This window comes from Novosphingobium huizhouense, assembly GCF_020179475.1.
GTDB classification, from domain to species: Bacteria; Pseudomonadota; Alphaproteobacteria; order Sphingomonadales; family Sphingomonadaceae; genus Novosphingobium; species Novosphingobium huizhouense.
Genome location: NZ_JAILXZ010000002.1, coordinates 239,565 through 249,095, shown reverse-complemented (window position 1 = coordinate 249,095; position 9,531 = coordinate 239,565). Strand labels below are relative to the sequence as shown.

Sequence of the window (9,531 nt, the reverse complement as noted above, 5' to 3'; positions counted from 1 at the left end):
TCCCGTGACCTTACGACTGGAGCCGGTCTGGCTTGACGGCCGGATAGCGCTTGCCATTCATGACCGGCAGCTTGCCGAGCATGGCGGCCCAAGCGGCGTGCGTGATATGGGGGCGCTGGAATCCGCGCTCGCGCGGCCGCGCAACCAGTGGGATTACGGGGAAGACGATTTCTGCAGGCTGGCCGCCGGTTATGCTTTCGGGATCGCTCGGAACCATCCGTTCACCGACGGCAACAAGCGTACGGCTTGGGTCATTGCGCGCACTTTCCTTGTTCTCAACGGGGTCGAGATCACGTTCGTGGCGATCGAGGCCGTGGCGGCGGTGCAGGCGCTCGCCGCCGGGGAGCTTTCCGAGGAGGAACTGGCCGACTGGTTTCGCCAGCGGGTCCACCATGCGCCCGATTGACGCATATTGCGTACGCATGTTGCGCCCACAACAAAAACCGGCGCTGTCCTACAGGCTGGAGCGGCGCTATAAGCGCGCCATGGTTGGTCCGCTCCTCCCTGAAATCGCGTGGTTTTGCCGAAGGCCGGCAGGCGGCCGGGACGGGCCCGGAATTTTGTCCCTGGACTGTGTAAACCCCGTCAACCCCGCTGACCCGAATCGGGTTTGCGAGCGATGAGCGCAGTGGCCGTCGAACTCGCGGTGCGGAGCGCGCGAGCGGCGTTCAACCGCGCGCTCGAGCAGGGCGATCTCGCGGCGATCGGCCCGCTGCTGACCGATGGCGTCGTGCTCGTCACCGGCAGCGACAGCGCGGTCATCGCCGGGCGCAAGGCGCAGCTCCTCGCCTGGAAGCGCGAGTTCGCGGCGAAGCCGCGGACGATCTACCGCCGCACCACGCAGGGCGTCACGGCCTCCGCCATCGCGCCGATCGCGCTCGAACAGGGGACCTGGGAGGGGACCGTGGCGGGGGAGGGGACGCTGCTCGCCGGCGGTCTCTACAGCGCGAAATGGCGGGAAAGCGCCGGGGTGTGGCGTCTCGTTGCGGAGATATTCGTCACGTTGCGCTGAACGGTCGGCGGGAACCCGCCGTCGGGTCATCCATTGCCGTGCTGCACCGGGCGCGGCGTTGCGTCCGAACTCAAGCCCAAGGAGCAGGCGCCATGAACAAGGCCCTCATGCTTTCCGCCCTCGCCGCCGCCACGCTGACGACGGCCTGCACCGACACCTACGGCTATGGCAGCCGCCCCGGCTACGCCAGCGACGGCTACGCCGGCGATTGGGGATACTACGATCGCAACGCCTACGATCGCTACGGGCGCTACGACTACAACAGCCCCGATCCGAGCTACGGCGGCTACTACGCCGATCGCTACTATCGCCAGAACCCGCGCTACCGCGAACGCTACCTGACCTACAACGACCGGGTCTATCGCGGGCGCGACGGCCGCTACTACTGCCGCCGCTCGGACGGCTCGACCGGCCTGATCGTCGGCGGGCTTGCCGGTGCTGCCGCCGGCGCGCTGATCGCGCAAGGCGACAGCAAGCCGCTGGGCGCGATCATCGGCGCGATCGGCGGCGCCGCCGTCGGCGCAGCGGCCGACAGCAGCGGGCGCAGCAACGTGCGCTGTCGCTGATACGAAGAAGGGCCTCTCCCCGATCGAGTGGGGGAGGCCCTCACGGATGTGATGGTCGCCGGTTCAGCCGGCGCTGGTCGGTTCCTCGTCACCGCCATCGCTCACCGCGAAGAACAGCCCGAGGCCTACGGCGACGACAGTTACAACGATCAGGTATGGAAAGCTTCCGGCTTGCGCACTGCGCTGACCCTTGAGCGGCGCGAGCGAGCGGTGAAGCTTGGACGCGACAGGCGCCGCCGGCAACGAGGCGCCCGAGCGAGTCTCGCCCGCAACGGCGACGCCCGGCAGGACAAGGGCAGTAGCAAGTACGGCCGCAAGGCACGTACGAACGGTTTGCTTGAACATTGAAGGGCCCCCTGTCACTGCGCAGTGCAACGTAACGAATTACATAACAGAACCATATCCTGCCAGAATGGTGCAAAATGCAAGATTGAATTTACCCGCTAACGTCCGCCCGTCCCCGCATGAAAATCTCTAATGGCTCGATTTGATTAGGGAAATTTCGTCCCGGATCGGGAGCAAGGCTATCTATTAAAATGATGTGACCGACATCGATTAACCGTTCGCAGCTGCGAAATCGAAGGCGATTGTGGCGGACAGGGTGGAATTCGAACTTCATCCGTTTGCACTCCGGAAAACCGTGTATCTTGACCTCCCCGGGGTCGTTAGTGCCCCCGGGAGTGCCCCCTGAATTCACGCGTTGTTGGGTGGGCGGCTCAGCTTCCATTCGTCGATTTCGCTCTGCAGCCAGGCGACCGCGCGGAGGCCGATGCGGCGAGGGCGTGGGAAGCTGTCGGCCTTGACCAGGCGGTTGATGGTGGCGTCGCTGAGGCCGGTCTGGCGGATGACCTCGGGCTTGCGGAGCAGCGGGCTCACCTGGATATGGCCATACTCGCCGGGGGCACCGATGGGGCTGCTGTCGTGGGGCTGGCTGGCCATCAGTCGATACCCAGCGCGCACTTGTAGGTTTCGAGGATGGCTTCGCGCTCGCGGCGATCGTCGGGCTTCATCTTGCGAAGCCGCACGATCTCGCGCATCAGGCGCGCGTCGTAGCCGGTGGCCTTGGCCTCGTTGTAGACATCCTTGATGTCGTCCCCGATCCCCTTCTTTTCCTCCTCGAGGCGCTCGATGCGTTCGATCAGGAGGCGCAGGCGATCGTCGGCGCTGCGACGTCCGGTCGGCAGTTCGACCGGGATGGTGAGCTGCGCGGTGCCATCGGCAGCGCGGCGGATCCGGGCGCCGCGTTCCTGCAGCGCGACGGCGACAGCCTCGATCCGCCGGGCGTCAGTGATCGATGCGAGGATCTCGCGCCGGCCGACATGATCGGGTGCACCGAGGACGCCTTCGGCTTCCATGCGCTCGATCAGCTTGCTGGCCGCGTTATAGCCGATGCCGAGCTGGCGCTGCAGCCATGAGGTGGAGGCCTTGGCGTGGTGGAGCACCAGCGCCTTGGCCAGCTCGTAATCGTCCATGTTCTCGAACTCGGCCGAGACATCGGGTTGCAAGGTTTCGGGCGGAGTGGGGGCATTCATGGGGCGGCTCCTCGGCGGGTCAGAGATCGAGCCACCAGGGCCGGTTCTCGTCGGCGCTGGTGGGGGTGGGTTCAGGGGTGGCAAAGGACGGGGCCGGGCGCGGCCGCGCGGCAGCGCGCTCGGCAAGGCGGCGATCGGCAGCTTCCCAGCGTTGCCGGGCCTCGCGTTCGCGCATGATGTCGCGGGCGCGAGCCGGCGTGACGCCGAGCTCCATGCCGGCGATGAAGGCTTCGCGGGCGGCGCGGAAGCGGCGGGCGAGGGGAAGGGCGCGGCGGCTAGCCATGGCGGCTCTCCTGTCGCTGGCGCCATTGGGAAGCGTGATCAGGGCACAGGTCTTTCCCCGGCGCGGGCGAGTGAGTGCAGCTGGCGCAGATCGGCTTGTCGCAAGTGCCGGAGCGGCGGCTTGGCACCTTCCAATCGCAGAGCAGGGGTGCGCGCTTGCCGCAGCTGACGCAGCGCGCGGCGCGGCCGCTGGTGCAGACGATGGCCCGCGTACCAGTGCCGGTCTCGACGACGGTGCAGGTCATGGCTGCACCTCGGGCATCTCGTTGTGCTCGATGCCATCGAGCAGGCGACCGGCGGTTCGCTTGCCGACCTTCATCATGGTCATCGCGCGCTTACCGGCAAGAAAGGCGCCGAGCTCGAACATCGCGCGGCCGTCAAAGCGCTCGCCATCGGCGTGCAGAACACACTGATCGACCTTGCACCGGCGCGATGCTTCAGGATCGCGCTCGGGTGCCGGGTGGTAACATCCGTCGATCAGCTTTTCGGTCATTTCGCAGATCGGAGCCCACTCGCCCCACTGCTTGAAGTGGAACGGCACGCCAGCGTCGGCGCACTGATCGCGCAGGGACCGCGCCCAATCCGGGTGCATCGGGCGGGCGTTCGGGCCGCTCTCGCCCCCGACGATTACCCAGTCGACCGCAGGTGCATCCATCGCCTCCGGTCCTTCGCAGCAGCCTGGGCAATAGACCGAAGATTCGAGCGCGTCGTAACGAGGGTCGCCCTGCAGACATTCGCAGCGCGGCCAGTGTTCCGGCCAAGGGATTGCCGTCAAATCCACCGGCCCGAGCAGCGGCTCGCAGGACAGGAAGCGCACGGCGGCGGGGGTGGCGAGCAGATCGGGAATGCGCTCGTCGGCGCGCGCCTGGTCCTCGACCGAGACGCCTAGCCAGACGTTGGGGAGCGGACGGGCCTTGTCCATCGTCGTCCGCTCGTCGATGCCGAGCAGCTTGATGCAACGGTCATTGACGGAGAGGTCGCACAGATCGCCCATAGCGATCAGGATACCTGCCCCGGTCATCGCGCGGTCCTCAACGTAGCGCCGCATCCGGGCGCTGCGCTTCGTCAGGATCATGTGCGTGTGCTGCGGCGTCAGCGCGGCGACGGCGAAGATGCGGTCGATCCATTCGTCTGGCACGCTGTCGTGAAAGGTGTCGCCGTGCGCGTTCCAGAAAATGCGGCGCGGGCGCTTCCACTTGAGCGGCTGAAGGAGCGCCTTCTCGTTGAACCGGGTCACGCCCGTCCAGACCATGCCGCCCTTGCTCTGCACCGTCAGGCCGCGCCGCGCATCGACCCGATGCGCCTGCTTCATCGCATAGCAGTTGGTGCAGCCGGGGCTGGTGACGCTGCAGCCGTCGATTGCGTTGACGGTTGCGTCGGCCCATTCGATCTTGGTGCGGTCGCTCACGCCGCACCGCCTTCGCGCAGGCGATTGACCTCGGCGTTGTGCGCTTCGATCGCGGCCATCAGCTCACTTTCAGGGACCGCCCGCAGCCGCGTTTCATCAGGCTCGAAGCCGTCTTCGGGGAAGCGCGGCAAGCGCAGGAAGGTGCGCTTGACAGGATGCAGCACCTGAATTTCGCTCGGGAAGTAGATGTAAGTCCCGTCCATCGCGCACAGCGGGGGGTTGTAACCATAGCTTGCTGCGAGAGCGCTGGCCTTGGGCTTCCGCGGAAGGTCGGCGATCGTCGCCGCAGCAGCCTTGCCGACCTTGGTGCTCTTCAGGGGCACGGCTTCGATACGCCCCTTGTCCGCGCCAATCTTTCGCCAGCCTTGAGGCAGAGTTTCAAAGAAGACCGAGGCCACGCCGCCGGCTTGGCTGGGCCGGAAGCCGCTGGCGCCGATGCCTTCGACATAGGCCCAATGCGCAGCAACGGCTGCCTCATCTGCAGCATAGTGCAGGTTGAGCAGATCGAGGTCGCCAATGACCTCATAGGTTGTGACGAAGACCTTGCTCATGCTGCGCCTCCCGTCATGCGGACGGTGGCGCCCTTGAACGCGCCGCCGCAGACGACGCCGTGCACTTCGCGGCCGAGCGGGTTCACTGCGGTGAAGCGGAAGCCCCAGGAATCATCCTTGCCGCAGCGCCAGAATTCCCGATCGCCGATGCGGACGTCGGTGAAGCCGTAGTCTTCGACGTCGCGCGCAACTTTGGCGCGATCGGGGCCGCAGCCGGCGAGGGCGAGGGCGAGCAGGGTCACGGCAAGCGCGGCCGAGGCGACCTGCAGGCGGCGCAGGGTGACAAGCTTTCTGTTGGTGATCACAGCAAGGATCCTTCCATGGCGGTGGAGAGGGGGAGGGCGTAGGCGGGGTAGTCGCCCGGCCGATCGAGGCGCTTGAAGGTGCCGGGGGCGATCCAGCGGTGCCGGGTGTCGTGGCAGCCCGGCATCCACACGATCCAGGCGTAGCTGGTGGCGCTGCTGACCTTCCGCGGCTTGCCATCTTCATCGAGGTTGAAGGGATCGGGCGCGCCCTTCCGGATCAGCCGGCCCTTGAGCAGCGGCACGCGCTCGCTGAAGGTCAGCACGTAGGCCGGGGCGACCGGCGGTGCGAAGAGATCGGGGTAGCGGCTCTCGCCTTCGGTGAAGGCGCTGCGCACGAACATGGCGACGCCGCGCCGCGCCCGGGTGAGCGCCTTTTCCACGAACCGCGCGCCGACGTTGTAGGGCGGGTTGGTGATGATCCAGTCGGCCTCGCAATATCTCGGGGCATCGCCGAGGAAGTCGTAGATCCCGTGATCGTCGCCATAGCGATAGACATCGGTGGCAGTGACGCTCTCGAAGTACTCGGCGAGCGGGCGCGCCATGTGGCCTTCGCCGCAGGCCGGCTCCCACGCGCGGAACATGTCGAGCGGTTCGCTGCAGCGTTCGATCAGGAATTCGCAGAGTGCGCGCGTCGCCCAGGGCGGCGTGGGGAAGTAATCGAGCTGATCGGGCACATCGTCGCGCAGGCGGCGCTGCATGACGGCGGTGGAGCAGTTCTGGGCGCCCCTCACAGCAGCTGCTCCTGCACCGGCGGATTGGCGGCGAGATCATGGCAGGCACGGCAGCGCCATGGTCCGCGCGTACCATCGAGCGAGAAGGTGGGATGCAGCGCGCCGCAGGCGCAGCGCGCGGGCTTCCAGGCCGGGGCAGTCACGCGGCGGCTCCCGATGGGAAGGTCGGGATCTCTTCGTGGAGCGCGAGGGTCATCAAGCGGATGCGGACCGATGTAAGAGCACGGCCGCTCCGGCGGGCGATTTCGGCATAGGAAAGGCCCTGCGCCTCGAACGCCAGCAACGCGCGATCTTCGTCGGCAGTGAAACGGCGCTGCGGTTTGCCCGCGCGGACACCGTCAACGCGAGGCTCGGTCGGCACAGGGTGGCGACGCTGGCGAGGCGAGATCGCACCGTGCTTAAGGCACTGGTAGTGCACTGCACCGGGCGAAACGCCGTACCTTCTGGCAAGGCGTTGGTAGGACCATCCCCGCTCACGACGCTCGACCAGATCATCGATCTGCTCGCTCGTAAGGCGAGTGGAGGGCTTGCTAGCCTTCCCCTTGAGCGCGGTGACCGTGCTGGTCGAAATGCCCAATTTGGCGGCGATATCGCCGTTGCTGAGCCCTTGCGCCTGCAAGGCGGCGACAGCTGCCGTGCGGCTCGGATAACCGAGCGTGGGCTTGGCGTGGCTCACAGCGCGGGCCTCCGCCGAGCGTAGGCCTTGGCGCGCTGCAGGGCGCGCCAGTCGCGCATGTAGGCGCGGTGCTCGAGGCTGGCGAGTTCGTCGGACTCGGCCGGGGCGAGCGCGCGCTGGGTTTGCAGGGCGAGGAGGGCCGCGCGGCGTTGGCGCTGGTGGGCGATCGGCATCTGGCGTCCCATCAGAAGCCCCCAAGCCAGATCGACGCCCAGCCCCATCCGGCGCCAGCGAGTGCACTTGTGGCAAGCAGCGCCACAATGCCGGCCGGGCCGGCGAGCAGGCGGCAGGCGGCGTGCCGCAGGCCGCCCTGGTCTCCCTCGCGCATCATGCGAAAAGCCCCGGGCACAGGGCAGGGGCGCAGCCGGCCCCCATCCAGAGCAGCACGACAAAGGCAGCGGTGAAGCCGAGCACGCCAGCGATTTCGGCGCCGGTGAGTGCGACGTCGCGGTTGCGGTCGATCTGCAGTTCGAGTTCGTCGAGGCGGCGCTGCTCGGCGATCTCCGCGGCGGTGAGCAGACGGTTCATGCCGCAGCGCTTTCTTGCGCGCGAAAAGCGAGCATCTGCTCGGCGCAGAAGATCAGGTGTGCTGCGCTCGCCAGGACGCAATCGATCATCACAGCATCGGGCAGGCGCCCTGCCGGTTCGAGCATGGCGCGGACGTTGTTGATGTGGTCGGCTCGGCCGGCAGGAGCGCGCAACCAGCGCGGGCGGGCTTCGTCGAGCATGTCGAGAACGGCATGTGCGGCGGGCGTAATCCCCTGCCGAAGGTCGCTTTTGCCCTTTTCCTCAGCCCCATAGAGCGCATCGAAGTACGGCTTCATTCGGATGCGCCAAGCGCGCGCCGAGGCAAGACCTTCGGTGTATTCCTGCCCCCACAGGTAGCTGCGACCGGCGCCCATCACGCGGCCCTCCGTCCGGGCGCGCGCAAGGTGCGCTGCGGGATGCCGGCGCGGGTGCAATCGCCGCACCAGGCGGACCCTTCGCGGGTGGACCAGCCCACGGGCACGTTGGCATCGGGCGACTGGTGCATCGCGCCGCAGCCGTTGCATTCGAACGACAGGAGCTGGACGGCGGGCGGCTTGGCGGCGGAACGCGGCCGGGCAGTTGCGGGCATCGGCAATTCCTTTCGGGCAAGACTTTCCCGCGGCCGGAAGCGAGGTCCGGCGCGGGCGGTTGAATTTTCGGCGGGCTAGGTCAGGCTGCGATCAGAAGATCGGATCAGCCGGGCGCTTCGGGCGGTGGAAGCGGCGGCGGATCAATCGGGTTGGGATCGAACAGGCCAGGCTGCGCGGGATCGCGCGCGGCCATGGCTTCGAGCACGTCCTGGCGCGCCATGGGGCGCAGCGGCAGGTTGACGCGGGGATCGGGGATGGCGCTGGGCGAAAGGCCGTATTCGTAGCTCTCGCTGGCGCGCCAGGTGTGGCCGCAGGCGACGTTGCTGCAGGCATAGTGGATCACGCGGTGCGTATCGCTGACCGACTGGCTGCTGCGCTTGTCGCCCACGGCGCGACAATGGGGGCAGCGCAGCTTGCCGGTGCGCGAAGGCTGCGCGCCCATGAGGAGCGCATCGCCGGGAACCTCGGTTCCTTCGAAGCCAGCAATGGGAAAGTGCCCCCCCATGGCGCTCAGCCCTCCTTCTCGTGCTTGTCGATCGCGGCGAGCGCGTGGCGCAGCGCCTCGATCGCTTCCTCGGCCTCGGCGCGGGCGCGGCGGCGCACGGCGGGATCGTTCGAGCCGACCGCATCGATCAGCGCGGCCACCGCCTCGCCGCTTTCCTTGGCGGCACAGGCGGCGGCGCGCGCCATGCCGGGCGCGGAATGGAGGTTGGCGGCAATGCCGAGCCGTTCGCCGTAGAGGTGGTAGAACGGCGCGATCGTGGCGCCGTGTTCGAGACAGGCGCGATCGAGCCGCTCGGCGTCGATCATGCGGATTTCGCTTTCGGTCTCCATCTCGGACCAGTTGCGCGCGGCGCGTTCGCGCACGCCGCAGATATGCGCGACGCGATCCCACCCGATCAGCCCGGCAACGCGGGTGAGCGTGAGCTGGTAGGTGAGCGGTTCGCGACGCTTGGTCACGCGGGGCTCCGGTCGAAGGTGGGCCGGTCGAAGGCGGGCCGGTCGAAGGTGGGGCGGTGCGAAACGGCGGCGCGTTCGCAAGTGACGGGCGAGAGGCCGAGGTCTACGCCGCGAAACACAGGCCTCCAGGCGGGGCCGGGGCCGAGATCGGCGGGGTAGATATCGGGGCGAAGGTGATGGCGCGGAACACCGGTGGCGGCTTCGATCGCGAGGACGTGCTCGCCAGGAAGACGACCGCCACCATTGAGCCACTTCCAGACCGAGGGCTGAGAGACCTTGAGTAAGCGCGCGGTGGCCGACTGCCCGCCGAGGATTTCGACAGCGTTAGCGAGAGCCGCAACAGGAGGGAAGGTTTCACCCATACGTGCATCTATAGAAAAAGCGTTAACC

At 67.5% G+C, this 9,531-nt stretch carries 20 protein-coding genes and 1 pseudogene; 3 read left to right on the top strand and 18 right to left on the bottom strand.

The window, feature by feature from the left end:
- Nucleotides 1-4 precede the first annotated feature (4 nt).
- The 3 genes from K3A85_RS09540 to K3A85_RS09530 all read left to right on the top strand — a co-directional run bounded on the left by K3A85_RS09540 (nucleotide 5) and on the right by K3A85_RS09530 (nucleotide 1,578).
- Complete coding sequence (locus K3A85_RS09540) at nucleotides 5-406, top strand: type II toxin-antitoxin system death-on-curing family toxin (protein WP_225206278.1); 402 nt, start codon at nucleotides 5-7, stop codon at nucleotides 404-406.
- Between the two features lie 213 nt (nucleotides 407-619).
- Nucleotides 620-1,012 carry a nuclear transport factor 2 family protein gene (locus K3A85_RS09535; RefSeq protein WP_225206277.1) on the top strand — a complete coding sequence of 131 codons (393 nt, stop codon included), beginning with the start codon at nucleotides 620-622 and terminating at the stop codon, nucleotides 1,010-1,012.
- 92 nt (nucleotides 1,013-1,104) lie between these two features.
- Complete coding sequence (locus tag K3A85_RS09530; RefSeq protein ID WP_225206276.1) at nucleotides 1,105-1,578, top strand: hypothetical protein; 474 nt, start codon at nucleotides 1,105-1,107, stop codon at nucleotides 1,576-1,578.
- Between the two features lie 63 nt (nucleotides 1,579-1,641).
- On the opposite strand, the gene K3A85_RS09525 is transcribed toward K3A85_RS09530, so the two are convergent.
- From K3A85_RS09525 to K3A85_RS09440, 18 genes and pseudogenes are all read right to left on the bottom strand, one after another.
- On the bottom strand, nucleotides 1,642-1,923 hold the full coding sequence (locus K3A85_RS09525; RefSeq protein ID WP_225206275.1) for a hypothetical protein: 282 nt from the start codon (nucleotides 1,921-1,923) through the stop codon (nucleotides 1,642-1,644).
- A gap of 348 nt (nucleotides 1,924-2,271) precedes the next feature.
- On the bottom strand, nucleotides 2,272-2,517 hold the full coding sequence (locus K3A85_RS09520; protein WP_225206274.1) for a helix-turn-helix transcriptional regulator: 246 nt from the start codon (nucleotides 2,515-2,517) through the stop codon (nucleotides 2,272-2,274).
- Entirely contained in the window at nucleotides 2,517-2,762 is a 246-nt protein-coding gene (locus K3A85_RS09515) for a DUF2312 domain-containing protein (RefSeq protein ID WP_225206738.1), read from the bottom strand. Before K3A85_RS09515 ends, K3A85_RS09520 begins: the two co-directional genes overlap by 1 nt.
- Before the next feature lie 123 nt (nucleotides 2,763-2,885).
- A pseudogene (locus tag K3A85_RS18020) lies at nucleotides 2,886-3,050 on the bottom strand (DNA translocase FtsK); the annotation flags it as partial.
- 79 nt (nucleotides 3,051-3,129) lie between these two features.
- On the bottom strand, nucleotides 3,130-3,393 hold the full coding sequence (locus K3A85_RS09505; RefSeq protein WP_225206273.1) for a hypothetical protein: 264 nt from the start codon (nucleotides 3,391-3,393) through the stop codon (nucleotides 3,130-3,132).
- 240 nt (nucleotides 3,394-3,633) lie between these two features.
- Nucleotides 3,634-4,800 (bottom strand): phage Gp37/Gp68 family protein, encoded by a 1,167-nt coding sequence (locus K3A85_RS09500; RefSeq protein WP_225206272.1) that lies wholly within the window; start codon nucleotides 4,798-4,800, stop codon nucleotides 3,634-3,636.
- Nucleotides 4,797-5,351: a hypothetical protein gene (locus tag K3A85_RS09495; RefSeq protein WP_225206271.1), complete on the bottom strand. Its 555-nt coding sequence runs from the start codon at nucleotides 5,349-5,351 to the stop codon at nucleotides 4,797-4,799. The genes K3A85_RS09500 and K3A85_RS09495 overlap by 4 nt, the downstream gene beginning before the upstream one ends.
- Nucleotides 5,348-5,656, bottom strand: coding sequence for a hypothetical protein (locus tag K3A85_RS09490; RefSeq protein WP_225206270.1), 309 nt, complete (start codon nucleotides 5,654-5,656; stop codon nucleotides 5,348-5,350). The genes K3A85_RS09495 and K3A85_RS09490 overlap by 4 nt, the downstream gene beginning before the upstream one ends.
- On the bottom strand, nucleotides 5,653-6,387 hold the full coding sequence (locus K3A85_RS09485) for a methyltransferase domain-containing protein (protein WP_225206269.1): 735 nt from the start codon (nucleotides 6,385-6,387) through the stop codon (nucleotides 5,653-5,655). The genes K3A85_RS09490 and K3A85_RS09485 overlap by 4 nt, the downstream gene beginning before the upstream one ends.
- The gene (locus tag K3A85_RS09480) at nucleotides 6,384-6,530 is read right to left on the bottom strand and encodes a hypothetical protein (RefSeq protein WP_225206268.1); all 147 of its coding nucleotides are present in this window, start codon (nucleotides 6,528-6,530) and stop codon (nucleotides 6,384-6,386) included. The genes K3A85_RS09485 and K3A85_RS09480 overlap by 4 nt, the downstream gene beginning before the upstream one ends.
- Complete coding sequence (locus tag K3A85_RS09475; protein WP_225206267.1) at nucleotides 6,527-7,063, bottom strand: LuxR C-terminal-related transcriptional regulator; 537 nt, start codon at nucleotides 7,061-7,063, stop codon at nucleotides 6,527-6,529. Before K3A85_RS09475 ends, K3A85_RS09480 begins: the two co-directional genes overlap by 4 nt.
- On the bottom strand, nucleotides 7,060-7,284 hold the full coding sequence (locus K3A85_RS09470; protein WP_225206266.1) for a hypothetical protein: 225 nt from the start codon (nucleotides 7,282-7,284) through the stop codon (nucleotides 7,060-7,062). Before K3A85_RS09470 ends, K3A85_RS09475 begins: the two co-directional genes overlap by 4 nt.
- A 106-nt stretch (nucleotides 7,285-7,390) precedes the next feature.
- Nucleotides 7,391-7,591 carry a hypothetical protein gene (locus K3A85_RS09465; protein WP_225206265.1) on the bottom strand — a complete coding sequence of 67 codons (201 nt, stop codon included), beginning with the start codon at nucleotides 7,589-7,591 and terminating at the stop codon, nucleotides 7,391-7,393.
- Nucleotides 7,588-7,965, bottom strand: coding sequence for a hypothetical protein (locus K3A85_RS09460; RefSeq protein WP_225206264.1), 378 nt, complete (start codon nucleotides 7,963-7,965; stop codon nucleotides 7,588-7,590). Before K3A85_RS09460 ends, K3A85_RS09465 begins: the two co-directional genes overlap by 4 nt.
- On the bottom strand, nucleotides 7,965-8,180 hold the full coding sequence (locus K3A85_RS09455; RefSeq protein ID WP_225206263.1) for a hypothetical protein: 216 nt from the start codon (nucleotides 8,178-8,180) through the stop codon (nucleotides 7,965-7,967). The genes K3A85_RS09460 and K3A85_RS09455 overlap by 1 nt, the downstream gene beginning before the upstream one ends.
- 104 nt (nucleotides 8,181-8,284) lie before the next feature.
- The gene (locus K3A85_RS09450) at nucleotides 8,285-8,686 is read right to left on the bottom strand and encodes an ogr/Delta-like zinc finger family protein (protein WP_225206262.1); all 402 of its coding nucleotides are present in this window, start codon (nucleotides 8,684-8,686) and stop codon (nucleotides 8,285-8,287) included.
- A 5-nt stretch (nucleotides 8,687-8,691) separates the two neighbouring features.
- Nucleotides 8,692-9,141, bottom strand: coding sequence for a hypothetical protein (locus K3A85_RS09445; protein ID WP_225206261.1), 450 nt, complete (start codon nucleotides 9,139-9,141; stop codon nucleotides 8,692-8,694).
- Nucleotides 9,138-9,503, bottom strand: coding sequence for a transcriptional regulator (locus K3A85_RS09440; protein WP_225206260.1), 366 nt, complete (start codon nucleotides 9,501-9,503; stop codon nucleotides 9,138-9,140). The genes K3A85_RS09445 and K3A85_RS09440 overlap by 4 nt, the downstream gene beginning before the upstream one ends.
- Nucleotides 9,504-9,531: the final 28 nt, after the last annotated feature.

Excerpts from the sequence above, each read along its gene's own strand:
- K3A85_RS09450 (WP_225206262.1), bottom strand. The coding sequence starts at position 8,686 with ATGGGGGGGCACTTTCCCATTGCTGGCTTCGAAGGAACCGAGGTTCCC.
- K3A85_RS09470 (WP_225206266.1), bottom strand. The coding sequence starts at position 7,284 with ATGGGGCTGGGCGTCGATCTGGCTTGGGGGCTTCTGATGGGACGCCAG.
- K3A85_RS09525 (WP_225206275.1), bottom strand. The coding sequence starts at position 1,923 with ATGTTCAAGCAAACCGTTCGTACGTGCCTTGCGGCCGTACTTGCTACT.
- K3A85_RS09460 (WP_225206264.1), bottom strand. The coding sequence starts at position 7,965 with ATGGGCGCCGGTCGCAGCTACCTGTGGGGGCAGGAATACACCGAAGGT.
- K3A85_RS09495 (WP_225206271.1), bottom strand. The coding sequence starts at position 5,351 with ATGAGCAAGGTCTTCGTCACAACCTATGAGGTCATTGGCGACCTCGAT.
- K3A85_RS09440 (WP_225206260.1), bottom strand. The coding sequence starts at position 9,503 with ATGGGTGAAACCTTCCCTCCTGTTGCGGCTCTCGCTAACGCTGTCGAA.
- K3A85_RS09465 (WP_225206265.1), bottom strand. The coding sequence starts at position 7,591 with ATGAACCGTCTGCTCACCGCCGCGGAGATCGCCGAGCAGCGCCGCCTC.
- K3A85_RS09520 (WP_225206274.1), bottom strand. The coding sequence starts at position 2,517 with ATGGCCAGCCAGCCCCACGACAGCAGCCCCATCGGTGCCCCCGGCGAG.
- K3A85_RS09505 (WP_225206273.1), bottom strand. The coding sequence starts at position 3,393 with ATGGCTAGCCGCCGCGCCCTTCCCCTCGCCCGCCGCTTCCGCGCCGCC.
- K3A85_RS09530 (WP_225206276.1), top strand. The coding sequence starts at position 1,105 with ATGAACAAGGCCCTCATGCTTTCCGCCCTCGCCGCCGCCACGCTGACG.
- K3A85_RS09535 (WP_225206277.1), top strand. The coding sequence starts at position 620 with ATGAGCGCAGTGGCCGTCGAACTCGCGGTGCGGAGCGCGCGAGCGGCG.
- K3A85_RS09455 (WP_225206263.1), bottom strand. The coding sequence starts at position 8,180 with ATGCCCGCAACTGCCCGGCCGCGTTCCGCCGCCAAGCCGCCCGCCGTC.